This is a genomic window from Nitrospira sp. ND1 (assembly GCF_900170025.1).
GTDB lineage: Bacteria > Nitrospirota > Nitrospiria > Nitrospirales > Nitrospiraceae > Nitrospira_A.
Genome location: NZ_FWEX01000006.1, coordinates 2,569,061 through 2,592,899, shown reverse-complemented (window position 1 = coordinate 2,592,899; position 23,839 = coordinate 2,569,061). Strand labels below are relative to the sequence as shown.

Genomic DNA, 23,839 nt, shown 5'->3' with positions numbered 1-23,839 from the left:
GCGCGACCCTATCGACAATTGACGAGCCCCCTTGATTCTGACTAAGGTAGAACTCCCAAGGAGAATCGTGCAATGAGGGCACAACCCCAGTTTCCGAATGAACAGACCGGCACGGGCGAATTCAAACGGCAGTCCGACGCGTTTCGCCACTGGGTCACCGAGGACGGCCGCTCCGGATATCCGGCCGCAGCCGGGCGGTATCATCTCTACGTCTCCCTCGCCTGCCCCTGGGCGCATCGCACCATCATCGTCCGCGCGCTCAAAGGGCTCACCGAGGTGATCGGCATGACCGTGGTCGACCCGATCCGGGACGACCAGGGATGGGCCTTTCACAACGGCCCCGGTCACTCCCTGGATACGACCAATGGGTTTCACTTCCTCAGCGAGGCCTATCGTGCCACCGACCCCAATTACCACGGCCGCGTGACGGTTCCGGTGTTGTGGGACACGGTCACAAAACGAATCGTGACCAATTCCGACGATGACCTCATGCGAATCTTCAACGGTGAGTTCAATCGCTTCACCACCAGCCGGCTGGACCTGTACCCGGCAGCTCTCCGTCCGCAGATCGACGAGATGAACGACTTTGTATACGAGCGCGTGAACGACGGGGTCTACCGCGCCGGTTTTGCGACCTCCCAACAGGTGTATGAACGCGCCGCGCGCTCAGTCTTCGTTGCGCTGGATCAACTCGACACGAGGCTCCGCGACCGGCGCTACCTCTTCGGTGCCCAATTCGTCGAGTCCGATTGGCGGTTGTTTGTCACGCTGCTCCGGTTCGATGCCGTCTACCACGGGCATTTCAAATGCAACCTCCGGCGCATCGTCGACTACCCCCATCTCTATGGCTACCTTCGGGACCTCTACCAGGTGAAGGGTATCGCGGAGACCGTGGATTTCGACCATATCAAGCGGCACTACTACGTGACCCATGACGACATCAACCCGACCCGCATCGTCCCCATCGGACCGCAACTGGATCTGGAGAGCCCGCACGGACGTGATACGCTCTCCTGACCGCACCTCACGGCAAGACTGCTGAAACAGACGACATACTTACCCATCCTGGACGCCAGACAGGCCGTCCATTCGGCAAGGCTACAGACAAGTCTGCGTAATCTTCGCAGGCTGCTCAAAACGACGTCCCGCTAGGCCGCAGGCGAGTCAAAACCGGAGGCGTACCCGCAGGGGTACGTCGAGGATTTTGACGAGCCGAGAACGACGCGGGAGGCCGTTTTCAGCAGCCTGCCCAAGAATTATCTTGAGCCGCACAGGCTCCCTGGCATATGGTGAGCAGAGTCATGCTTTCCATCAGAAAGGATCGTCTATGCGTCATGTGACCGGTGCCGTCTCCGCAGTGGTGCTCCTCATATCCTCGCTCAGCTGGGCGGCCGCCCCTGAGCCGGCCAACGACGAGCAGAAAACGCTCTACGCCCTCGGTGCGGCCATCAGCCAATCGCTCGGCCCGTTTACTTTGAACGAATCCGAACTGGAATTCGTGAAAGCCGGTTTGGTCGATGGTGTCTTGAAACATCCCCAAAAGGTCGATTTGCAAGTGTACGGTCCGAAGATTCAACAGATGCAGCAGGTACGCGCCACGGCGCTGGCCGAGGTCGAAAAGAAAGCCGGAGTAGGATTCCTGGCCAAGGCCGCGGCGGAGTCGGGCGCGAAGAAAACGGAATCGGGTGCGATCGTCACGACGATCAAGGAAGGCAAGGGCGCGACCCCGAAGGCCACCGATACGGTGAAAGTCCACTACCACGGGACGCTGATCGACGGAACGGTGTTCGACAGCTCGGTCAAACGCGGCGAACCGGCCACCTTCCCGCTGAACCAGGTCATCAAATGCTGGACCGAAGCAGTACAGCTGATCAAGGTCGGCGGCAAGAGCAAACTGGTCTGCCCGTCGGGCATCGCCTACGGGGACCGTGGATCACCCCCGGTCATCAAGCCCGGCGCCACCCTGATTTTCGAAGTGGAATTGCTGGACATCGTCAAGCAGTAGCCCCTTCCGAAAGGACTCTGCCGGGGCTCATCCCCCGGCGAGTCCTTCGATTTCCCCCTCTTTCAGCCCTCACTTAAGTATTCTCCGTCGACTTCCGATAGGGCTATCAGTGCCTTGTATTCCGATGCGAGGCCCACGACTTCTGCCCTAGACCTCGACGGCCAAGCCGGCAACCGGAGGTGCCACGGATCATGCTGTTCCCGCAAACACAGTTATTGCTCGTGGATGATTCTCCACTCAACCTCAATATCCTGCTCGAATTCCTACGCGAGAAGGAATATTCGTGCACCACGGCACAAAGCGGCGTCCAAGCCTGGAACATGCTGGAACGAGAACCGGACCGATTCCACGCCGTCCTCCTGGACCGTATCATGCCCGAGATGGACGGAATGGAAGTCCTCCACAGGATGAAGCATCATACCGTCTTGAGCCAGATTCCCGTGATCATGCAGACGGCGGCCTCCACACATCAGCAGACCCTGGAAGGACTCCAGGCAGGAGCCTACTATTACCTGGCAAAGCCGTTCGACAAAGCGACCCTGCAAGCCATCGTCGATGCGGCAGTCCGCGATCACATCAGCTACCTGGACGTACGACAGGACCTGCGCCGGACCACCACGACCATGCGCCTGCTGAACTCGGGAACGTTCCGGTTCAAAACGCCTGAAGAGGCGAAAAACCTGGCGATGCTGCTCGCGCATGCCTATCCCGATGCCAATCGGGTGGTCACCGGCATCCTCGAACTCACCTTGAACGCGATCGAACACGGCAACTTGAATATCGGCTATAAAGAGAAATCACGCCTCATCGAAGAGGAACGGCTGGACAATGAAATCGAGCGACGGCTGAGCGATCCCCTCTACTCGTCCCGCGAGGCCACGGCACACTTTGTCCGCCATCCAGACAAACTCTCCCTGCACATTACCGATCAGGGCAAGGGATTCGAGTGGCGGAAGTATTTGAACTTCGACCCCGAGCGAGCCTTCGACACCCATGGCCGCGGGATCGCCATGGCCAACAAAGTCAGCTTCGATCGGATCGAGTATCGCGGGAACGGCAACCAGGTGATCACGGCGCTTCAGCTTGGGACTGTCGCGCCGGCACTGGTCGCGTAACGACGCCTCCCACCACAACGATCCGCCTCTCATAACACCGATACCGGACGAACAGACTCACACCAGGCCGAGCAATCAACGAATCTCCACGCGTGACAGCGCATACCACCGGTCTGCTCGTTTCCCCTCGATTGCCAACTCGACATGGGCGGAGAGGGCATCTTCAGAGAGAATCGCCACATCCAACGCATAGGAACCGGCGGACAGGGTCTCCGGCACCACCACCGTATCCTCGACCCGGGGCGAAGGTCCCGGCAGCCATTGCTTGAGATCGGCAGGACTGGTCCACTGCGCCACAACCTGATCCGAGCTCGATCGTAGCCGATAGGCCAGCGGCCAGGCGTGGTAGATCGGCGCCACCCCCTTATTCTCCCAACGCGACTGAAGGACGAGCGGCCCGCCGGGGTGACTCTCCGCTGAATGCGTCAGTTCGCGCAAGACGAAGCGATACCCGATCCTTTTCAAAAATTCATTGAACCGCGGTCGCCAGGCGGCAGGCACCGGCTTCGACTTCGCATTCAGCACCGAGAGATGCCACTCCAAGCCCTGATTCAGAATACGGTCGAGATCGAACCCGCGATCGTACCACTCGTGAATGTACCCGCAGACCTCCATCTGAACCGGCCCACGCTTCCAGGCATTCGCAATAACCGCCTCTTCGAGTACCGGAGGGTAGGCGTGTTCCATATGATTCCAGTCAGGACTGAAATAGCCGTAATCGCCGAAACAATCCCCGCGCCAACCGGCGCCGTGCGAGGCCGCATACTTCAGTTGTCCGCCGTGGAGCATCACCAACGGAGTGCCTGCGAAATATTTCAGGTACCAGTCCGTGATGGCGATCTGATTCGCCTCGGTCGGAAAGAATGCCTTACACTGGGCTTCCACACCTTCGCAACACACCGTATTCCACTCGCCCCAACATCCGATGGACCCGATGTCGACATGATCGATATCGACGGAGCGGCCGTAGCGTTCACCGAATGCGCGGATCAGCCGCTCATGGTAGTCGAGAAAAACGGGATGGTTGTAGTCGGGGAAAATGCCGTCGGACTCCTTCACACTCCCGACCCCCTTGTCGAGCAACCATTGGGGCGAGCCGGTTTTGTATTCGGACACGATGCGGATGGCGAGTGTCTCTCCCTTGGCTTTGGCCTGCTCGATCACACGATCCACGAGGGCGAAGTTGTACTGACCTTCCTTCGGTTCGAGTTCCGCCCAGGGCCAACGAAAATAGGCGACGGTCGTATGGGGATACTCTTCCGGTGCCGGCGGATGTCCGAACCCGAAATGAAAATCGGCAAAGCCCATTCCAGGGTTGTCCAGCACCTCATCGATTTCACGGGGATGAACAGTAACGGTCTGCCCGGTCCCCTTCGCCACCCCCGACCCCGACAGGCCGCTCAGTGAATCGGCACAGCCGGCTGTGCCCAGCAAGAGCATCACCAACGTCGCGGCACGCCACATTAGTCCTCGCATATGTCCTCCTTGGACGAAACCCCGACCGCCACTCAGGCGACCTCCGCCCTGCGGCCCTGCTTATTGGTCATCCCCGCCGGATGAAACCGGGAGTAGGGTCGCGCCGTAAATTATGATAGGGTACGCGACCGGCCGGAAAGAACCGGCCTCGATATGCTGAATTGGTTTTCACAATCGCCGCAATCCGACTCCGTCGTCATCACCGGCGCCTCGACCGGCATCGGGGCCGCGTGTGCGTTGGCGCTCGACAAGCTGGGGTACCGTGTCTTCGCAGGCGTTCGTCATTCCGCTGACGGAGAACGGCTCCAGCAACAAGCCGGACCGCGACTCATGCCGATTCGCCTCGATGTCACCGATGCGGCCTCGATCTCGGCAGCCAGTCATACCGTGGCAGCCATGGTTGGAGAACGCGGCCTCGCCGGTCTGGTGAACAATGCCGGAATCGGCGTCGCGGGGCCGATCGAACTCCTGCCCCTCGCCGACTGGCGGCGGCAATTCGAAGTCAACGTGTTCGGCCTCATCGCGGTCACGCAAACGTTCCTCCCATTGATCCGCACCGGGCGAGGACGCATCATCAATATGGGTTCCATCGCCGGACGGGCCTCCATGCCGTTCATGGCCCCCTACGCCGCGTCGAAACATGCGCTGGAAGCGATCACCGATGCATTGCGCCTGGAACTCCAACCCTGGGGCATCCGCGTCGCACTCATCGCGCCCGGCGCCATCGCCACGCCCATTTGGAAAAAGACCAGAAAAGAAGTCGATGCCTGGGAGGCAGCCTGGGGGCAGGACCTCAAGGGCATGTACCGGGAAGGCTTCACTCGCATCAAGGACGCGGCCACTGCGGCCGGTGAACAGGCACAACCGGCGAGCGTCGTGGCCGAAACCGTGGCGCATGCCTTGCGTTCGAGGTGGCCGAAAACACGCTATCTCGTCGGCTCGGACGCCGCCATCCGTGCCTACCTGGCGCTGCTCCTGCCGGATCGCCTGAATGACTGGCTGCTCACCCGGATCGTGAAGCTTCCCCCGCGCCGCTGACGTCGTTCAACGCCGGGTCGCTCTGACCATATCGATCACCTGCCCCTGCGCATCGAGATAGACCGATACCAGTTCGTTGGGAGCGAGCTGTTCAATCGCGGGCTGCAGCAACGGCCGAACGGGAAAGGACTGAATGTCATCGATCTTCATCCTGAGGCGCATCCGTCCGTCACCGATCGTCACGAATGCGCCTTGCAGGCGATGGTGCGGCGCGCGTGACGAAGACTCAGGGGCCAATTCACGGGGCTTGCCCAACGAAAACACATCGACGAGGAGATACGCTCGATCCACGGCAAAATCGGCCGTCTCGCCGACCTCAAGAGCCGCCAGTTTCTCCATGGCGACCCTGCGCGCATAGAACCCCACATCCCGCCCCGTATCGAGGCGAATCGTCACTCGTTCCTTCTGAGGGTTGAACGATCTCCCCAGCGAGCCGCGGAAGACTTTCGTGGGCGGCTGATCGGCAGGTCGCTGATAGGCGACAATCTCGTCGCGATCGTTGACCATGATCTCCACGGCCCCACCCGGCTGCAGTCCACGCGCCTCGTCCCCGCCGGCTTCGAGTGACAGGTAGCGCGGAGCCCGTTCCCCGGTCTCAACCTCCACACGATCGCCGGAGAAACTGCTGATCGTGCCCCTGATCAACCTCGCGCTGGGCAGGATGCCCGGCACCGGCTTCAACTCCTCGATACTGAGCCCGGACATGAGTTTTGCCGAGCTTCCGCAACCGGCAACCCAGCCAACCAGCATGATCGCACCGATCAAAACTCCCAGCCTCATGTGCGTCGCGTCCATCGTCCCTCCGGCTTTCTTCCGTCGGATGATAAAACAAACCCCTGCCCGGAGGCGAGCGTCCGTCTTCCACAGTTAACCTGATCTTAATCCGGCTCACAGCGAGGTGTAACGACATCCTGCCAGACTCTCAGGCCGTTAACGGTTCGGCAGCGGCTCTCCGCAGAAAGGAACCCTGAATGACACCGCCCCCCATCGAAACCGCCGCTGTCGATTCCTTCGAGACCACTCTCGAAGGAGGAACTTCGCAAATCGGCCTCTTCCTCATCCTGATCCTGCTCACGATCGGCGGAATCTACGTCGCCGGTGAATTGACCTCGGATCTCTCCGATGTTCGCGCCTCCTCAGTCTGGCCGTTTATCCTGCTCGGGTTTGCCCTGCTGATCGCGCTCGGCTTCGAATTCGTCAACGGGTTTCATGACACGGCGAACGCTGTCGCGACCGTCATCTATACGCATTCCATGCCGCCGCATCTCGCCGTGGCCTGGTCCGGCATGTGGAACTTTATCGGCGTCATGCTTGCATCCGGGGCAGTCGCATTCGGAATCGTCGCCCTGCTGCCGGTCGAGCTGATTCTCCAAGTGAGCGCCGGGGCCGGTTTCGCCATGGTGTTTGCGCTGCTGATCGCCGCCATTCTCTGGAACCTGGGGACCTGGCATTTGGGTCTGCCTTCTTCCAGTTCGCATGCACTGATCGGCTCCGTGATCGGCGTCGGAATCACCAACCAGCTGATGGCAGCCGGCGGGACGAATACCAGCGGCGTCGATTGGACACAGGCCCTCAACGTGGGCAAATCCCTTCTGCTTTCGCCGCTCATCGGATTCTCCGCCGCCGCGTTCCTTCTCCTGATCGCCATGAAGGCCGTCCCCGTCGAGAAGTTATACAAACCGCCGCGCGGCAAAACGCCGCCGCCCCTGTGGATCCGGGGTCTGCTCATTCTCACCTGCACGGGTGTGAGCTTTGCCCACGGGTCCAACGACGGACAAAAGGGCATGGGTCTCATCATGCTGATCCTCATCGGAACCGTGCCGACGGTCTATGCGCTCAATCGCACCGTGGACATTTCATACACACCTGCCTTCGTGGAAGCGTCGAGTAAATCGGAAGCCGTGTTCCAGCGCTACAGCAAGGCGACCACCACTCCGGCCGACCCGCGGCAAATCGTCGCAGAATACCTTCGCACCCACGAGGTTCGCCCGGACACCTTGCCGGCTCTTCGCGCATTGAGCGGCATAGTCCGCACACAGATTGCCTCCTATGCCACCGTTGCCCAGATCCCGACGGAACAGACCTCCAACGTGCGAAACGACATGTACCTGTTGGGCGAATCCCTGCGTTGGATGGACAAAACCCGTGAGCCTGCCTTTGCGCGAGCGGACCGAGACATCTTGCTCCACTATAAATCCATGTTGGATAGCGCCACCAAGTACATCCCCGTGTGGGTCAAAGCCGCCGTGGCCATCGCGCTGGGGCTGGGCACGATGATCGGCTGGAAACGCATTGTGGTTACGGTCGGAGAGAAGATCGGGAAAACGCATCTGTCGTACGGCCAGGGCGCCAGCGCGGAATTGGTCGCGATGACGACCATCGGCGCGGCAGATCTCTTCGGGCTGCCGGTCAGCACGACGCAGGTGTTGTCCTCCGGCGTGGCGGGAACCATGGCCGCTAATCGGTCGGGATTACAGTGGCAGACCGTCCGGCATCTGGCATTGGCATGGGTCCTGACTCTCCCTGCGTCCATCGTACTGGCAGGATCCCTGTTTTGGGTTTTTCGCCATTTTGCGTGACCCGCGCGGCGGTTTATGGCCAAACATTCGGCACAGGCACTCATCTAGGAAGCCGGCGCCAACCGGCCGTTCGGTCTTCGACTGCCGAGGGATCGATCAGGAAGAGAGAAGCGCCTTCAGCAATCGTTCTGCTTCCGGCCGGAATCTGCGTTTCCAGGCGTAGGGATAATGTGGATGTTCGACCTGAAGCACGGCGTCGAGATGGGCGCGCGCTTCGCCGGATCGGCCCTGTTTGATGAGGAGTCGAGCCAGGATGAGATGGGCATTGGTATAACGTCCGTCCGCCGCAATCGCGCGCCGCAGATACGATTCGGCCTCTTTCTCGCTACCGCCCAACAGCCAGGGCAACTCCGCATAGAGGCCTCCCATCATTTGCAGCGCCTGCGCATGGCCCGGATCGAGTTCGATCGCCCGACGGACATGTTCCTTGATTTCCCCCAACACCAGCCCGGCATTGGCGATGCCCTTCAATCGCTCCGCGCTTCCGCGAGCCGCAGCATACAGAAAATGGGCCTGAGCGTTCCGTTCCTCCAGCTGTAAGGCGCGCCTCGCCATCTCCGCTGCCGCCTCATAGGCGAGACGCTTCTGCACGTCGTCCCCGAACAGGTCATCGGCAATGTCCAGGTACAGGTCAGCCCCTGCGATCAGCCGCTCGAGCCTGACACCCTCTGTGGCAATCTTCGCTTGCAGGGCGGCCAGCTCACGCTCCAGGGAATTCGGATAGTCGGGCGGCAGGGATTCGTGCTCCGCCCGCACGGGAGCAATCAACAACAGACAGGCGAGGACGAGGACGGCAACCAGACGATATCCTGACGGTCGCCAAGCAATCAAATCCGATCCTTCACGACATGCATCGACAGTGTTGCCGTCGTGACCCGACTTCGGCCGGTGAAAAAAAACAAGCCGAGCCACAGACCTTGCAGGCATAGAATCACGCCGGGGTGCCACAGAAGTCGGATCCCGCGCAGCGCGTCCGGCGGCACGGACGGCACGTCCGTCAGCCAGAAAGCCAGGAAGGCAGCATAGGCTATACCGGCGAGCGACAGGACCTGGTACCACGACACCCTCCTGCCGCCCAGATAATCGGCGCGTAAACATTCCGATCCGACCCGCCACATCTGCGTGACCACGACGGTGAACAAAAATGCCGCCGCCATCCGGCCACGAAAGAATAACCAGAGACCGGCCATACCTGCCGCGACCGAAACCACCGCCGTCATCGCTTGAATGGGAACCAGCGGCACCGATTCCAGGCCGCTTTCATACGCAGCCTTCCTGGTCTCGCCCGCAAACGCCGTGTGGTGATGCACAAACAATCCGGCAATCCACGGATGACTCCGGTTCAGCGGAGCGCCATAACAACAGCCGAAGCTTAGGCAAGCCAGACGTCCCGTCCCTTCCCCGAACGCATATGCAATCGCGACCGTCGCCAACACGGCGGTCACCGGCAATACGGCGTCCTCCCTCGGCAGGAATCCGGCATTCATCGCCGCCACAATCCACGGCGCAAGAAACAAGCCGAACATGGACGCGCCGCCGATCGTGAAGGTATTGGTCTTTCCCTCGATAAGCCGGGCCAGAATTTTGGCCGCCGGCACACAGGCGCCCAACAGCGTCACGGACAGCCCCAGAATGGCGTCGAACGGCACCGCCACACTCCCCAGGAGCACGATGGCCAGCGCCACGGCCAGCACGACCGCACTGGCCGTGAACGCTCCATAATAGGTCAGATTGAGGCCCATCCACCGGCCGTCCGGACGTCGCGCCTGCGGCACCGTCGCAAGCACCTGCCACCCTTCACGCGGCAACACACGAAAGGCCCAACGGAACAGTGCCGCATACAGCAGGATCAGCAGGGCGGCAGCCACATCATGAACGGCCATCAGATGATCCTTCGCGCTTCCAACCGATCGTGGAGCGCACCCGTACATCCGTCTCGACGAGCGCCCGACCAAATCCTTGAGAAAACCGGCTCTCCACCCCGGGACGAAACCGATTCCGGACAAGGTCTTCACAGAACGCCACCCGGCCCGGCTCAAACAGCAACACATCGGTTGAGCTTCCCGGACGATAGAGACTTTTCGGACGTCCTTTTTCGATCATCATCCCGACCTGGATGGGCCTGGGATCGTCATAGGCGACCGCGGAGTAGCATTGATCGATGTGGCCGATCATCAACGCCACGATTTCGATCATGGCCACCACCCCCACGCGCGACCCGCCCGGCACCTCCGTATCGATGATCGTCACCACCCGTTTGTTCTTCGAGTACGGTGTGGCCGCCACCACCACCGGGCCGGGATTGCAGGAATGGTAGCGGCCTGAAATGTCATAGCAGTCCAGCACCCGCCCTGACACCGGACTGTGGTTGTAATGATACTTATCCGGGGTCAGCCGGAAGATCGCCCAGTCCCCCTGCCGAAACAGACGCAGCCATCGGGACCGGTCGATGCCGAGCAGTTCGTCATAGTCGAAAAATTTCCCCTTGAGAAAGAGCGAAGAGTCGTCGGCAAACGACCCGAGCAACAATCGGGCATCGGCCGGAGACACGATGGCCCGCGGATCCTCATCCATCGGGCGTACCTGCCAGTAGCGCAACCGCCGCTGGAAGAGACGTCGCAGAGTATTCAGGCGATCGCGAGACTCGAGGCATTCCGAGAGATCGATCTCCATGGCCCGGGCACACCTGGATACCGCCGCCTGGGTGGCGGTAAACGGCCGGTCGTAGTTAAAGAACCCCAACACCTGTGTCGTACGTTGGGAGGTTAAGGCCTTCATCAACCAGCCCGCATCCTCCCAGAGGGCGCGATACGCCCAATTGAGCCACCGATCGCCGCAGAACCGCTCGGTCTTGATCAGGCGGGTCTCACGCTCGATGTATTGATGCGGCGCAATCATGAGGCCAGCGACCGGCCACCCCGGCTGAGGGATGCCGCCCCGGCCCGGGTAATCGTAAGGAGACAAAGGGCCAGACAGCGGCGCAGGGCTGGGATGTCCGCCGTCTCGGACAACAATTCCTGTTCGGTTTCCGCGAGGACATCCGCAGCTGACCGGGGGCCGATCACCGCCGTCGCAATCCCGCGATACCGCCTGTCGCACCCGGACTCGCCCCCGTCGATCGCCTGCAAATCCTCCCGAACACAGCCGAGTCCCTCTCGAACATACTGGGTGCGTAACTGACGGCGGTAATAGGCCTCCGCTGCCTGCGCGAACTCCTCACCGGACAACTGCATCGGATTTTCCGCACCGATAGAATCCACAATGCCCCTGGTCAACTTTCCGGCGGTACTGTGGCTCTCCGGTTCGAGCAGTCGTTGACGCAGGCGACCCAGATGCCCAGAAAACTGAAATGCCTCGATCAATTCGGCACCATCTTCTTCAAGCGTCGCCAGAAGCGCCAGGCGGTAATCATCGACGCGGACCCGCAGGTTCCCTGCATACCGGCGGCTGACTCTGGTTTTCTGGGTCCTGCTCAAGATGCGCGCCAGGAACCGGTTCGGTCCGCCTTCGCGCACATTCACCGTCCCGACGCCGATGGCCGACGCGAAGATGCACTGTCGCCGCTCACTTTCGGTGAATGGATCGTCTGGAATATCGTCGTGCGTCACCGAACCGGCGGCAATGTAGCGAAAGGCCAGCGCCGTCACCAGTGCCTGCAGGCTTGCCGCATCGGCGAAATCGTCCAGGTGATTCGAGAACAGACTGTGCTGCCGCCCCTCGAATCCGGAGAATCCCATCACCGACTCCTCGCGCAGCTTATAGAACAGATAGAGCGACATACGTTCGTCGAAGACCCCGAGTTGCCCCAGATCGCGTTTGAGCCGGAGATCATTTCCCTGGATCCCGTTGAGGGCCGGACTCTGATCGGTCGACAACAGGGACACGAGGTAGTCGATCAACCTAAAATCGGGAAGAAAATCGCCGCGCAAATGAAAGAGCGCGCTCAGGGCACGATCCACCCACAACGGACCGACCGGCGTGATGGAGCGCCCGAACACCGAGAGACCGGCCTTCTTTTTCCAACGGCGCCACAACATACGCAAATGGGTAAAGTCCAATTCGTGCGGCAGGAAACCCAAGGCCGTTTCCGGATGGAAATCACGAAAGTTCATGCGGTAGGGCGCCGCGCTATAGGTGCCGGCAAACAGCGGCAGAAAATGCTCCACGATCTTGATCACCAAGTCGCCCACGACCTTTTCATGCACAGCCGAAAACGCGTTCCCGCCGGATTGCAGCGCCTGCGTCAGAATGCGACTCCCCAAACTAAGGTGCGTGCCGTTGTTGGCCAGGCTGATATTCGAGGTGGACGGCAACACGACGAGGTTGCGCGTGATGATGCCCGCATCCTTCAACCGGACGACGGCGTTCAGTTGACTGCGCGACAGCACCTCATGACAGAGCCCCATGTACTGAGACTTCTCTTCGCCTCGCTCCCATCCCGACAAGCACGGGTTCATGAACAATTCGCGGTAGAAGGCATCGGACACCAGTCCGTTGAGGCGGCGCTGCCGCAACGGCGGATGGGGTGACGCATAGACCAACACCTGTTGTCCGCTCTCCTGCAAACCGAATTGCCGATTGGCATACAACGCCAGCAGATGCGTGAACAGAAACCGGACCGCCGTTTCCCGCGCGATGCCGGTTCCCATCCCCTGAGCCCGATCCATCGGAGACACGTAGAAGGAGAAGGTTTCGGGTGAGCTGTTGTCGTTCAGGAAGTGATTCAGCAACCGTCGGCCCTCAATCGCGAGCAGCGGCGCATCCCGCTCGATTTCTTCGATCACCTGGGCCAGCGTGAGCTTCAGCAGGTAACTGATCGGAAGGCGGACCCACTCCTCGCCCTGCTCCGTCAGCAGATACCGATGAGCATCGGCCCGAAGCGGCCCCTTGGCATGACGCTTGTCGGCTGCGAGATCGCCCTCGAAGAGTTGATCGGCGGTTCGATTCAGGAGCCGCCGGGGAAAACGCACCCACGAATTTTCCCAGACGGTCGCATCCGGCGAAGCGAGGAACTCCTGCAGCTGCCTGATGACGATTCTCGGACTCTCGCCGGCCGCCGTCCGTTCTCGAATATTGTGCAGATAATTGGAACTCTGAATCGTGCGCGCCAGATCGACATCTTCGGAGATGCCGCAGACCGCCGCCTGCAACTCACTCTCGGAACCAGCCGTGATGTCATCGTGGGAGAACGGCAAAACGGGGAGACCGGTAAGGAATTGCGCCGCCTCCTTTTCGAGCACACCACGGGGCTCGGCCGGGCGCAGAGGGGAATTCGAGGAGATGGTCGTCGTTCGGCTCATGCTCAACCTCCCGATGATCACCCGGAGAAATCTACGGCTGATACGGATCGAGCCTACCGCCGGTCTGTTACGAGCGCCTCATCCCCATAGAAATGTTATGTAACATTACAGCAGCGGTGAGGCGATTCGTTAGCCCGGACTACTCATGAATGCCGTCGCGAGGCGTGCGAGACCGAAGCCCGCCGGGGCTGCTCCCACGCGAGGCCGACGCAGGCGTACGTGCAGTCCGTCGAGGAGGGCGAACGAGAACAGCTCCGCCGGGCGAGAGGATCGGACGACGCAGCAGGCATTCATGAATAGTCCGGGGGAGATTCAGGGAGAGAGATGAGCGAGTACCTGGCTTAAGGGCAATGCGTGAAGCGACGGGACGACAAGATCGGCCTGCACCAGACGACTCTCTGGCAAGGTCGTCGCCACTCCGACGCAGCGCATCCCGGCCTTGCGGGCCGCTTCGATCCCGTGCGGCGTATCCTCGAACGCCACGCATTCGTGGGCTCTTAGCGGCGACCGCCGATTCAGCGCGTCGAGCGCATGCAGATATAGGGCGGGATCGGGTTTGCCCTGACCAACATCCTGCGCCGCCGAGACATGCTCGAACATCGACGTCATCCCGGCCAGTTCCAAACACAAGGCAATTTCCTGGCGCAACGCGCCGGATGCAATGGCCGTACGGCAGGTCTCCGTCACGGCTGCGACAAATTCCCTGACGCCGGACAGAACAGGCAACGTCTTGCGTAGCGCCTCCTGCATGAGACCGGTTTTGCGTTGCACGAGTCGGTCGAGAGTCTCGGCCGGTACCGCGGTCCAACCGGAGTCGGTCAAGACCGCGCGGAAGCAGGCCTGATCCGTCAACCCGACATAGCGCGCATGGTATCGGTCCGGAGCAAGCGACACCCCTTCCATTCGCAGCACCTGGCGGAACATCTCGAAATGCAGCGGCTCGGTGTCGAACAACACCCCGTCGAAATCGAACATGACTGCTTTGATCGTGGCCATGTGTTTCCACCCATACCTGGTTACGGCTAATCGACACAACCGGCCTGCGCATGGTTCATAAGAACTTAATCATCTCCTTACCTGGTTGTAATCCTGTGCCGATACGATGGTCCGACTGATACCTCCGGCCTGGCCCCTGACAGCCGCCGCGTGGCCGGCCTCGCAGCCCGCTTGCAGTCTGCGTACACATCGCCCATCATCATAGGAATCCTCCGGGAGAACCCCCATGGCACCCCTCGATGCTCCTCCGCTCTCGATCGAACAGGGGACCTGTTATGCCCTGTTCGCCTATGACATTGGATTGGCGATCAATCTCGATGAGGCGGAACGGCACGTCACCGCCATCAAAGAACGCGGGCGCATCCGTCACAAAGCGCGAGCTCCGCACTATTTTGAATACCGTCCGGCGCCGCTTCGACTGACACAGGAGACCGTCGCTCTGGCTTTCAGCGACTACCGGTCGAGCGAAGCCGTGGAGGTGATGCTGTACGACTTCGGCGCGGTCACCGTCATCTACCGCATTCCGATCGACGGTCCCTTTGACGGCCTGCTGAGCTTAAGTGAGTCGCTGTACGAGAACGAGACGCTGCTGGCGGAATCGCGCCACCGCCTGGATCAACTGGTGCGCGACATCTTTCCGGCCATCGAGCGGCCGTCCACGTCGAAGGAGGTCGAGGACTATTTGATTTTTTCCATTGAGCACTGCACACCCTCGGCCATCCAAACCTTCGGCGCTCCCTACGATCCGTTATTCGCCCACGTGCTTCGTAGCGAGCGCACGCGACTCTCCGACCAGGAAATCCATGAAGCGACGTCCTGCCGGATTTCATTCAGTCGCGATGACACCGCCCTGATCGACTGGAATGCCGCCCTCGTCTTCGGACAGGACATGGATGACGTGCGGGCGGTGCTGGAGTTTGTGAACGTCGAACTGCTTGAAATGCGCGCCCTGGATGAGCAACTCGATACGGCGCTCGACCAGGGGTATGACGCGCTGACGCGAAAGACCGGCCTGACATCATGGCTGCCCGGTTCGCACGAAGTCGCATTGACGCACATCGGGCAATTGCAGGTCGACAGCGCCGTGCTCTTCGAACGCGTGGCCAACACGCTGAAGCTGCTCGGCGATCAATACCTGGCCCGCGTCTATCGATTGGCCTCCCAACGCTTTCACCTGGAAGCCTGGGACGCCAGCATCATCAGAAAACTCCAGACACTCGAAAGCATTTACGGAAAAATGACCGACCGCGCCACGACTCGACGGATGGAAGTGCTCGAATGGATCATCATCGTGCTCATCGCAATTTCGATTGCCATCTCCTTTCTCCCGTTCACCAGCCACTAAGCGCAGGGGCTCAGGCCATAGCAGGATGCGGAAACAGTCCGCCAGCGGCGTTCTCGCATCGCGTAGCAATCGAGTTTTTCCGCAGCCCGCTAGGCTCCAGTGAAGAGATATGGTAGAACCCCTGCTGATGAACGACCAACGCCGATCTGATCCAGTGCGCGGCACGATTCACGTCGGGTGGCTCCGCAGCCTGGTCGGCCTGCTGGCCGCTCTCAGCCTCGCAGGCTGCCTGTCGCCGCCGACACTCAACCGCGCCGTCCTCGCCTATGACGAGGCCATCACCGACGCGATCTCCAAACAGCTCCTCATCAATATCGCGCGGGCGCACCATCATGAGCCGATTCACTTCACCGGCGTCGCCAACGTGGCGGCTACCTTCGATTTCCGTATCAGCGCGGGCGCCACACCGGCCCTCACCGGAGAACACGGCCGGACATTGGTTCCCTTATTCGGAGGATCAATCGCCGAAAATCCCACCATCAGCATTACGCCGATCGAGGGAGAAGAATTCACTAAGCGCATCCTGGCGCCGTTCCAGGAAAGCAAACTCACCCTGCTGCTCCGGCAAGGAGTCGACATCGACCTCCTCCTGCGGCTTATGGCCAAAGAACTCCGTCTGAAACACAAGGGCGAAGAAGTCGCTTACCGCAACAGTCCCTCCGACAAAGACGGCTATGACATGTTCCGAAAAGTCGTCCTGCACTTGTCGGCCATTCAAGATGCCAATCACCTCTATGCGGAAGCCTTGACGTTCGAACGCACCTGGACCATCCCGGCTGAGTCCGTAACCGCCGAAGGCTTTGCTGCGCTGGAACAGCAATACCTCATCACGTACCAGAGCGAGACGCGCACCTACACCCTGCGCAAGCCGGTCTCCGGACGCATTCTCATTACGAATTATGATCCCGCCACGCTTCCAGCCGCAGAACGGGTCCGGTTACACGAAACGGCAGACCAGCGCCCGGTCAACGATGTCTCCTTCGACATTCGGGCAGGCCATTTCGGAGGAGAGTGGCCGTTGCAGGGCGATTTCAGGCTGCGCAGCTTTAACGCGATGTTGAATTTTTTGGGGCACGCCGCGGACGAAGACCGCGAGTATGCCGTGGAAAAGGATGCGCGGACGCCCCCCGTGGCCGAAAATCCTGTGCACACGATGGACCTGCTCATCCTCGATCACACGCCGGACGAACCAGACCTGGCCGTGAAATCCCATGGCCGCTATTATGCGATCAATGCCGCGGGACCCCAGGCGCGCTGGAACCGTGAAGCGTTCAAATTGCTCTCCCAACTGTTTCAGATGACCGTCACCGACGTGCCGCGAACCGGCGTGCCGAGCATCACCATCGCCAAATAGGCCTCAGTCGGCAGATCACCCGTGCGCGGTTTTTTGTTCCCGCTCTCTTGCAACTCCGATGGCACTCCAGTAGGGTTGGACCATCGACAGAACGCGGGCCGCCCGACTCTCGCCACGAGTGACGTACCCGTCCGTCCCTGATTCACATCCATGCACCGCAATGTCATCAGTCGCTCCCTGCTGTGGCAGTGGACAGCATTCTTCATCAGCCTGTGTCTCGCCCTGCCGTCCTGGGCCGACGAAGTACACCTGCAGAATGGAGATCGACTGACCGGCACGATTCTCAAAATGGAAGAGCGCGTCCTCACCCTGCAGACCGACTACGGGGGTGAGGTGAAAATCGATTGGGGCAAAGTCGAGAGCCTGAAGTCCGACGGCCCACTGAAGATTCTGGTGCCGGGCAAATCACATGATGCACTTCGCGATTTTCTGTACGGCGCACAAGCCCTGCGTGAGGCTAGAGAACTGGGTCCCGAGAGTCCCGTGCCCTTGGCCGATATTACCGCCATTAATCTCGAACCGCTTCGACTCACGGGAACCGTCACAGTCGGCGGCAACAGCACCTCAGGCAACAGCAGCACGAAAGCCTTCAACAGTGCCGCCCGCTTGACGATTCAAGCGTACCGCCAGCGACTGTTACTCGAAGGGAAATACAACTACGGGCAGGCCGGCGAGCTCGTGACGGCTAGAAATTCACTGGCCAGCGTGAAGCACAACTACTTCCTCAGCAAGCAGATTTTCATCGAATCCTTCGGCATGCTTGAAAAGGACACCCTGCAGAACCTCCAACTCCGATCCACGATCGGTAGCGGTTTGGGATATCAGTTTTACGAGAGTGCCCGAACCACCCTCTCGCTCTCCCTCGGCCTTGCTCATGTGAGCGAGCACCTCACCAACAGTCCGAACACGCAAACCCCATCAGGCCGATGGAGTCTCCGCTGGGAACATGCCGTATGGCCGGACCGCGTCAAAGTCTTCCATCGCCATGAAGGCTTCTACGACGTCAATGCCGGCAATGCCTTCCGCATCAATGCGGACCAGGGAGTCCGGATCACCGTCTACAAGAATCTGTTCTTCAACGTGGAATACGACCTTCGATTGAATACGCAACCCGCCCCAGGACGGGAGAAAATCGACGAATCCCTCATTTTTGGCGTAGGCTACGAATTCAAGTGACGGCCGAGGCAATACCTAGCGGCGTTCCTATTTGCCCGCGGCCCGCTCGCCCTGTTCGCTGCTTCCGGCACTAGCCCGCATTATTCATGACGGTTCGTCGCGAAATCGCCGAGTCACGTTGCGAGACCGGCGCGCGTAGCCGGGAGGACCCAAGGCGTACTCATGCAGTACGTTGAGGGGCCGAGGGGCGAGCCCGCCGGTCGAAGGCTCGTCGCAGCAGTGAATCGGCGATTGCAGCAGAAGTGCTCACGAATAATGCGGGCTAGGATTCACGGCTGCCGCTCGACCGGCCAGCCGTCCGGTCGCCCAGGCCCACTGAAAATTGAACCCGCCGATCCGCCCGTCGCAATCGAGCACCTCCCCGACCAAATACAGGCCGGGGACCACCTTTGACTCCATCGTGCGGAAGTTGACCTCTTCGAGCGGAATCCCCCCGGCCGTCACCTCGGCAAAGTTCCACCCTCGATCGCGCAGGACAGGAAACCGAAACCGGGTGAGAGCCGACAGGAGACGATCACGAATGTTGCGTGACACCTGGGCACAGGCCTGTTGCGGGGCGCCCTCCGCATGACGACAGAGGGCCTCGGCGCATCGCTCTGGCAAGACCTCCATCAACAGCTTTAGCAACGACCGCCGAGGATACTGAGCAGCCTGTGCCAGAAACCATTCACGCGCCTGTTCCGTCGTGCGCCCGGGCAAGAAGTTTCCGTAGAGTTCGACCGCCTCCCCCTGTTCCCGGGCCAAACACCAGAAGCGACTGGCATCCATCACCACCGGGCCGCTGATCCCGAAATGCGTCCAGAGTAAGCTGCCGATCCGGCGATCGACGGGTCTCCCCTGTACCAAAGTCTGAATCTCGACTTCCTGTGAAAGCCCGGACAGTCCCTTGTGAAAACAGCGGTCGTCGAGGACCAGGGCCACCAGTCCCGGGACAGTCGGCGTCACCTGGTGGCCCAGGCGTCGCGCGAGTCCGTAGCCCGATCCATCGCTCCCCGTACGTGGCAGCGACCGCCCGCCGGTGGCCAGGATGACGCGCCTCGCAACGGTCTCGCCTTCTCGGTGTCGAATCACGAACCGGGCAGGCTCCGGCTTGCCTGCGACTTCTGTGCCGTCAAGGCGGACAATATCGGTGACTCGATGACCGGAACGAAGGACTATCCCGAGCGCCCGGCTGCGAGCGAGGAGCGCCTCCAACACGGTCCGCGCCTTGTCGGTCACCGGAAACAGTTTACCGGTCTCCTCGCACTTGAGGTCCACACCGAGCGAAGCAAACCACCGGACCGTTTCCTCCACCGGAAAGGCGGCGAGCACATTGCGAACCAGATGGCGGGTGCCGAAAAAATCATCCGGCGTCACCACATCATGGGTGACATTGCAGCGGCCGCCGCCGGAAACCAGGATCTTGGCGCCGATAGTCTTTGCCCCGTCCAGCAATTCGATTCTCAGATGCGGGTTCTGCTCGGCGGCAAAAATACCGGCCGCCAACCCGGCCGCTCCGGCGCCTACGATACAGAGATCGATCGATGCCACTGCCATTCCCCCCTGCATAATTTCGCTCAGCGCAGCGCATGATGCCCGTTGCGCTATGCGCTCGCAATCACAAACTCCGACGTGGAAAAAGAGCGTTTCGCTATGCCAAGATCGACGCACGGTCCGCACTCATCACCTGAATACCGGGAGCCCTATGCCTCGATTTCACACGCTGCGCTATCTGTTGCTGCTCTTGTGTCTGACTGCCGGATGCCTATTGCCCATAGGTACAATACCACCGGATGCCCCGAAAGATAGTGTGATCACTCAGCAGGTGGAAACCCAGCTGGCGGAGGATCGCTCAGGCGATCTCGATGGTATCGTCGTAGCCACGGAAGGTGGAACCGTCACCCTGACGGGGACAGTACCCAAGGCTGAGCGAAAGGCGAGAGCGGCAGAATTGGCTCGACAGGTCAAAGGTGTGAAGCGGGTCAAGAACGATCTCGAGATTCGCCCCGACCTCTCCCGGTGAGACTCCGGTATCCTGTCGTCGGCTCAAAACTCCTCGTCTTCGTCTCCAGTGATTCCCTCTTCGATCATCGAGTAGGCCTTTTGCGGCAGGGTCACCGCATTGACGAGAATGTCAAAGGCCAATTGAGCCGTCCCCTTTAGCCCCGTCATTAGTGATTCCGTGGGCAGATACCGCAAGTCCGGATTGTTCGCCGAGCCCTTCAGTTCAAAGATTGCCGTATCGAATCCCTGTCGATCCCCGGCCAGGAGGTGGCCGAACAATGGAATGCGTTTGAGCACCGCGGAATAGGACCCGAGCGGGCTGGTAGCCAGCACCATATCGAACCGGTCCGCCTGGATGTCGTACCGCCCTGTCCCGCTGATCTTGAGGACGGGACTGTCGAGCAGGAATTCTTTGGCCTGGACGACGCCGTTGCTGATGGACAGCACCATCTTGAGCCGATCAAGCGGCAACCCGTCCTTAGCGAGATTCACTTGCCCCTGCAGTACCGCCGGCAGGTTCATGACCGAGAGCAATGCGGAAATCACGGGCACCTGATACAGTCGTCCGTCCTCGATCAGAATCTGAATCGGCTGACGGCTGGTCAAGGCATCCAGAGTGAAGCCCGTGCGCTCGAATTCCGCCTGCAGTTTGCCCGACGTCGTGAGCCACCCCGACAGTGCAGGTTCCTCCCGGACGAGAGATAAGACGCGCTCGATCGGAATGCCGCTCGCATGAAACGTGCTCCTGGCCTGCTCAACCCTCCGTCCTGTCGACCGGACCTTGATCTGACCGCCGACATGCCCCTCGTTGGTATCGCCGCTGATCCGCTCGACCGTCAACAGACCATGGTCCCACACGACCCGGCCGGACAAGTCCGTGACTAGAAATTTTTTGTAATAGAGATGATCGGCGAAGAAGAACGCGTCAACCCTGCCCTCAGACCACCAGGACTTCCCGTCAAATCGGCCCCTACGTGATTCGGATGATGGCTGAGGTGAGGGAAGGAACGCGGCGATGTCGACTTGAGATGATTCAATCACCAGACGGGCCTTCGGCGATTCCGCCCATTGCGCAATGGAACCGGAGATCCGGAGGTCGCTCTCACCCACATGAAACGCCAAACGCGGGATCAGAATCTTGTCTTGATCGAACCGGAGCGTCACAAAGGCTTCGTGAATCGGATCACGCAACGCGTCCAGAACGATCGTGCCGCGATCGAACCGAATTTCTCCCGACGTCCGCCAGGACGCCCGGTCCCGTATCTGTCCTTCCATATGGAGTTTCGTGCTGATCGTCCCGGCCTTCATCGGCCCAAGCGTAATGCCGGCCGGCAATTTATTCAGCGCGATCGCACCGGACGAGACATTCCCAGCAAAGGCCATGCCCTCCGAGAGGCTGAGGGTTCCGTCGCCGATGATTTGCACCGGCGGCAATACGAGTCCGACGTGCCGGATCGCCAAGAGGCTGCCGCCGGACAGGCGGGTATCAAAATCGATGGAGGCGGGTGCGTGCAGCGGCTTGGTGAGGATGGTGGGAATGCGCATTCCGACGGACTTGAGTTGAATCTGACCCGCGAAACGCGGTTCATCGACCCTGCCGGTTACGGTAGCCTGCATGCGGACGACCCCCTCCACATCCGGCCTGGGGCCGACTTCGACAGCATTCGCGATCCACGACCAGGCGTTAGCGGCGTCTGCAACCATGCTTATTGTCACATCGGAAGAAAATTCGCTTCCTGTCCAGGTCAGCTCCCCTCCGGCATCGAACGCGGCAGGCCCCACTTGGCCTTCCAGGCGTTCGATGCGCACCACCGTCGGCGACACATGGATGTGCGCCTGAACCTCCCGGACATCGAGCGGAAGCAGGGCGCTGCGAAAACCGGCGTGGCGGAGTCTGAGATCGACGTCGACCAGCGAAAGGCCTGTCTTCTCATCCGGATTCCCGACCACGTGGGCGACTCCTTCAACATCGCCTGTCGCCCCCTGCACCCGGGACAATAGGGCGTGCAGAATCGGCACGTCTTCGATTTGCCGTGCGACCTCCACCAATCCTGCCAGGGAACCGGCTCCGGAAATCTTAAGGTCGACCTGCGGATCGCCGTGCCACTGCCTGATGAGCAAATCGTCCCCCGTCAGGCGCAACGGGCCCACAGTCGCACGAAGAGCCGTGACGCGGACCTGTGAGCTATCGAATACAAGACCGGCTGACAAGTCTTCAATGGAAGGATACCGGGAATGGAGCGTCATACGGCCGTTTCGTAGACCGATGCTTCCACTGAGATCCGGTCGCGCACCGGATCCGACTTCGCCGGAAACAGACAGGGTCTGCAATGTCACCAGCCCATCCACACCGTACTCCACAAGCCGGTCTCGAATCTGTGCAGGAATCCAGGCAGAGGGGAGATGACTCATCAACCGAGTGACCATGACCGGCGCGGCGGACAGGGTTGCCGAATAGCGAGGCCGATCGGCTCCCCGGCCGGATACTGTCGCGGTCCCCTGTATCGACAGGTCCGCGAGCTGGGCTTTCCAGTTGTCCGCGGCCATCTCATAGCCATCGGTTCCGGCGGTCACTCGCACGTGGGCATCGAGTTGCGCCGCGCCCGTCAGACCATCGAAAATCGAGTCCTGACCTCCCCATACCGATAGGGCCTGTCGTACATGGATGTGGTGCAATCGGAGATCTCCCTCCGCCTGCATCCCGCCGCTTTCATGATTTCCGATCAGGAATCCACCGAAGGTAAAGGCCGCTCTGTCCGCCGCTTGCGGAATCTCGCCGGATAACTGCACCTTCGCGTGACGCCCCATCATCTCATTCGACAGAGTTCCCTGGCTCACCACAATGTGAACGGGAACGCGAGGAGCGGAGTTCGACTCGTCGACGACCGTGATCGCGCCATCGATTACGAGGAGATTCCTGACCATCTGTACCATCGGAGTGAGCGAATCCGACTCGCCGGGTGATGCCGCAGGAGCGGTTCCGCCCAGAGACCAGGTGCCGTCGGTCGCCCGGCTGACCGTGAGGCGAGGCCGATCGATGACCAGATCATGGGCGACGACTCGTCCCTCCAATAGCGGCAGCCATTGGAGCGTAATCTCCAGGCGATCGGCACTCAATAACGGCCTGGTGGAACCGGGTGCGTGGAGCTGCGTCTGCAGCAATTCAACCCGAATGGACGGAAGGATTCGAACATGCCAGGCCTTGACCGACAATGCGTGGCCCGTGCGCCGTTCAAACTGCTGCAGCAACGCCGCCCCGATTGACGGACGATTGAGCATCCAGGGTAACGCCAGCAACCCACCGATACACAGCATCACCAGCAACAAAAGGACAAGCGCGGTGCGTCCTCTTTTCCTGGCGGAAGGAATTGTTGTGGATTGGTCCATCGCGCAATTGGCCTCTGGTTCACTGTACGCAACAGAAGCGGCAGGCACAAGCCGCGGAGATGAGCCGATCGTGACGAGCCTCTAC

General features: G+C 60.5%; 18 protein-coding genes. 9 read left to right on the top strand and 9 right to left on the bottom strand.

Annotation, left to right across the window (positions count from 1 at the left end; genetic code table 11):
• Positions 1-72: 72 nt before the first annotated feature.
• The 3 genes from NSND_RS17185 to NSND_RS17175 all read left to right on the top strand — a co-directional run bounded on the left by NSND_RS17185 (position 73) and on the right by NSND_RS17175 (position 3,120).
• Positions 73-1,017, top strand: coding sequence for a glutathione S-transferase family protein (locus NSND_RS17185; RefSeq protein ID WP_080880159.1), 945 nt, complete (start codon positions 73-75; stop codon positions 1,015-1,017).
• A 310-nt stretch (positions 1,018-1,327) separates the two neighbouring features.
• On the top strand, positions 1,328-2,005 hold the full coding sequence (locus NSND_RS17180; protein ID WP_080880158.1) for an FKBP-type peptidyl-prolyl cis-trans isomerase: 678 nt from the start codon (positions 1,328-1,330) through the stop codon (positions 2,003-2,005).
• A 191-nt stretch (positions 2,006-2,196) separates the two neighbouring features.
• Positions 2,197-3,120 (top strand): ATP-binding response regulator, encoded by a 924-nt coding sequence (locus NSND_RS17175; RefSeq protein ID WP_080880157.1) that lies wholly within the window; start codon positions 2,197-2,199, stop codon positions 3,118-3,120.
• Positions 3,121-3,195: 75 nt separating this feature from the next.
• On the opposite strand, the gene NSND_RS17170 is transcribed toward NSND_RS17175, so the two are convergent.
• The gene (locus NSND_RS17170) at positions 3,196-4,596 is read right to left on the bottom strand and encodes a DUF4832 domain-containing protein (protein ID WP_080880156.1); all 1,401 of its coding nucleotides are present in this window, start codon (positions 4,594-4,596) and stop codon (positions 3,196-3,198) included.
• A gap of 153 nt (positions 4,597-4,749) precedes the next feature.
• Here NSND_RS17170 and NSND_RS17165 point away from each other — a divergent pair, with 153 nt between their 5' ends.
• Positions 4,750-5,634, top strand: coding sequence for an SDR family oxidoreductase (locus NSND_RS17165; protein ID WP_080880155.1), 885 nt, complete (start codon positions 4,750-4,752; stop codon positions 5,632-5,634).
• A 6-nt stretch (positions 5,635-5,640) separates the two neighbouring features.
• Here NSND_RS17165 and NSND_RS17160 read toward each other — a convergent pair whose 3' ends face one another.
• Positions 5,641-6,414: a hypothetical protein gene (locus NSND_RS17160; protein ID WP_143833604.1), complete on the bottom strand. Its 774-nt coding sequence runs from the start codon at positions 6,412-6,414 to the stop codon at positions 5,641-5,643.
• Positions 6,415-6,605: 191 nt separating this feature from the next.
• On the opposite strand from NSND_RS17160, the gene NSND_RS17155 reads away from it, so the two are divergent.
• On the top strand, positions 6,606-8,213 hold the full coding sequence (locus NSND_RS17155; RefSeq protein WP_080880153.1) for an inorganic phosphate transporter: 1,608 nt from the start codon (positions 6,606-6,608) through the stop codon (positions 8,211-8,213).
• Between the two features lie 96 nt (positions 8,214-8,309).
• Here the strand turns inward: NSND_RS17155 and NSND_RS17150 are convergent, their stop codons facing one another.
• From NSND_RS17150 to NSND_RS17130, 5 genes are all read right to left on the bottom strand, one after another.
• Positions 8,310-9,044 (bottom strand): TRAP transporter TatT component family protein, encoded by a 735-nt coding sequence (locus tag NSND_RS17150; RefSeq protein WP_159450852.1) that lies wholly within the window; start codon positions 9,042-9,044, stop codon positions 8,310-8,312.
• Entirely contained in the window at positions 9,041-10,096 is a 1,056-nt protein-coding gene (locus tag NSND_RS17145) for a prolipoprotein diacylglyceryl transferase family protein (protein WP_159450851.1), read from the bottom strand. Before NSND_RS17145 ends, NSND_RS17150 begins: the two co-directional genes overlap by 4 nt.
• Positions 10,083-11,111 carry a phosphatidylserine decarboxylase gene (locus NSND_RS17140; RefSeq protein WP_080880151.1) on the bottom strand — a complete coding sequence of 343 codons (1,029 nt, stop codon included), beginning with the start codon at positions 11,109-11,111 and terminating at the stop codon, positions 10,083-10,085. Before NSND_RS17140 ends, NSND_RS17145 begins: the two co-directional genes overlap by 14 nt.
• Positions 11,108-13,513 carry a hypothetical protein gene (locus NSND_RS17135; RefSeq protein ID WP_080880150.1) on the bottom strand — a complete coding sequence of 802 codons (2,406 nt, stop codon included), beginning with the start codon at positions 13,511-13,513 and terminating at the stop codon, positions 11,108-11,110. Before NSND_RS17135 ends, NSND_RS17140 begins: the two co-directional genes overlap by 4 nt.
• A 312-nt stretch (positions 13,514-13,825) precedes the next feature.
• Positions 13,826-14,509: an HAD family hydrolase gene (locus NSND_RS17130; RefSeq protein ID WP_080880149.1), complete on the bottom strand. Its 684-nt coding sequence runs from the start codon at positions 14,507-14,509 to the stop codon at positions 13,826-13,828.
• 226 nt (positions 14,510-14,735) lie between these two features.
• Here NSND_RS17130 and NSND_RS17125 point away from each other — a divergent pair, with 226 nt between their 5' ends.
• From NSND_RS17125 to NSND_RS17115, 3 genes are all read left to right on the top strand, one after another.
• Complete coding sequence (locus NSND_RS17125) at positions 14,736-15,854, top strand: hypothetical protein (RefSeq protein WP_080880148.1); 1,119 nt, start codon at positions 14,736-14,738, stop codon at positions 15,852-15,854.
• Between the two features lie 109 nt (positions 15,855-15,963).
• Positions 15,964-17,208, top strand: coding sequence for a hypothetical protein (locus NSND_RS17120; protein WP_080880147.1), 1,245 nt, complete (start codon positions 15,964-15,966; stop codon positions 17,206-17,208).
• 150 nt (positions 17,209-17,358) lie between these two features.
• Entirely contained in the window at positions 17,359-18,384 is a 1,026-nt protein-coding gene (locus NSND_RS17115; protein ID WP_080880146.1) for a DUF481 domain-containing protein, read from the top strand.
• A gap of 246 nt (positions 18,385-18,630) precedes the next feature.
• Here the strand turns inward: NSND_RS17115 and NSND_RS17110 are convergent, their stop codons facing one another.
• Entirely contained in the window at positions 18,631-19,920 is a 1,290-nt protein-coding gene (locus tag NSND_RS17110; protein ID WP_080880918.1) for a BaiN/RdsA family NAD(P)/FAD-dependent oxidoreductase, read from the bottom strand.
• 148 nt (positions 19,921-20,068) lie between these two features.
• Between NSND_RS17110 and NSND_RS17105 the strand changes: the two genes are divergently transcribed.
• Complete coding sequence (locus tag NSND_RS17105) at positions 20,069-20,386, top strand: BON domain-containing protein (protein ID WP_159450850.1); 318 nt, start codon at positions 20,069-20,071, stop codon at positions 20,384-20,386.
• 23 nt (positions 20,387-20,409) lie between these two features.
• Here NSND_RS17105 and NSND_RS17100 read toward each other — a convergent pair whose 3' ends face one another.
• Positions 20,410-23,754 (bottom strand): DUF748 domain-containing protein, encoded by a 3,345-nt coding sequence (locus NSND_RS17100; protein ID WP_080880144.1) that lies wholly within the window; start codon positions 23,752-23,754, stop codon positions 20,410-20,412.
• Between the last annotated feature and the right edge of the window lie 85 nt (positions 23,755-23,839).

Bases quoted from the DNA above. Each gene is read 5' to 3' on its own strand.
- NSND_RS17185 (WP_080880159.1), top strand. From the start codon at position 73: ATGAGGGCACAACCCCAGTTTCCGAATGAACAGACCGGCACGGGCGAA.
- NSND_RS17180 (WP_080880158.1), top strand. From the start codon at position 1,328: ATGCGTCATGTGACCGGTGCCGTCTCCGCAGTGGTGCTCCTCATATCC.
- NSND_RS17175 (WP_080880157.1), top strand. From the start codon at position 2,197: ATGCTGTTCCCGCAAACACAGTTATTGCTCGTGGATGATTCTCCACTC.
- NSND_RS17170 (WP_080880156.1), bottom strand. From the start codon at position 4,596: ATGCGAGGACTAATGTGGCGTGCCGCGACGTTGGTGATGCTCTTGCTG.
- NSND_RS17165 (WP_080880155.1), top strand. From the start codon at position 4,750: ATGCTGAATTGGTTTTCACAATCGCCGCAATCCGACTCCGTCGTCATC.
- NSND_RS17160 (WP_143833604.1), bottom strand. From the start codon at position 6,414: ATGAGGCTGGGAGTTTTGATCGGTGCGATCATGCTGGTTGGCTGGGTT.
- NSND_RS17155 (WP_080880153.1), top strand. From the start codon at position 6,606: ATGACACCGCCCCCCATCGAAACCGCCGCTGTCGATTCCTTCGAGACC.
- NSND_RS17145 (WP_159450851.1), bottom strand. From the start codon at position 10,096: ATGGCCGTTCATGATGTGGCTGCCGCCCTGCTGATCCTGCTGTATGCG.
- NSND_RS17140 (WP_080880151.1), bottom strand. From the start codon at position 11,111: ATGATTGCGCCGCATCAATACATCGAGCGTGAGACCCGCCTGATCAAG.
- NSND_RS17135 (WP_080880150.1), bottom strand. From the start codon at position 13,513: ATGAGCCGAACGACGACCATCTCCTCGAATTCCCCTCTGCGCCCGGCC.
- NSND_RS17130 (WP_080880149.1), bottom strand. From the start codon at position 14,509: ATGGCCACGATCAAAGCAGTCATGTTCGATTTCGACGGGGTGTTGTTC.
- NSND_RS17125 (WP_080880148.1), top strand. From the start codon at position 14,736: ATGGCACCCCTCGATGCTCCTCCGCTCTCGATCGAACAGGGGACCTGT.
- NSND_RS17120 (WP_080880147.1), top strand. From the start codon at position 15,964: ATGGTAGAACCCCTGCTGATGAACGACCAACGCCGATCTGATCCAGTG.
- NSND_RS17115 (WP_080880146.1), top strand. From the start codon at position 17,359: ATGCACCGCAATGTCATCAGTCGCTCCCTGCTGTGGCAGTGGACAGCA.
- NSND_RS17110 (WP_080880918.1), bottom strand. From the start codon at position 19,920: ATGGCAGTGGCATCGATCGATCTCTGTATCGTAGGCGCCGGAGCGGCC.
- NSND_RS17105 (WP_159450850.1), top strand. From the start codon at position 20,069: ATGCCTCGATTTCACACGCTGCGCTATCTGTTGCTGCTCTTGTGTCTG.
- NSND_RS17100 (WP_080880144.1), bottom strand. From the start codon at position 23,754: ATGGACCAATCCACAACAATTCCTTCCGCCAGGAAAAGAGGACGCACC.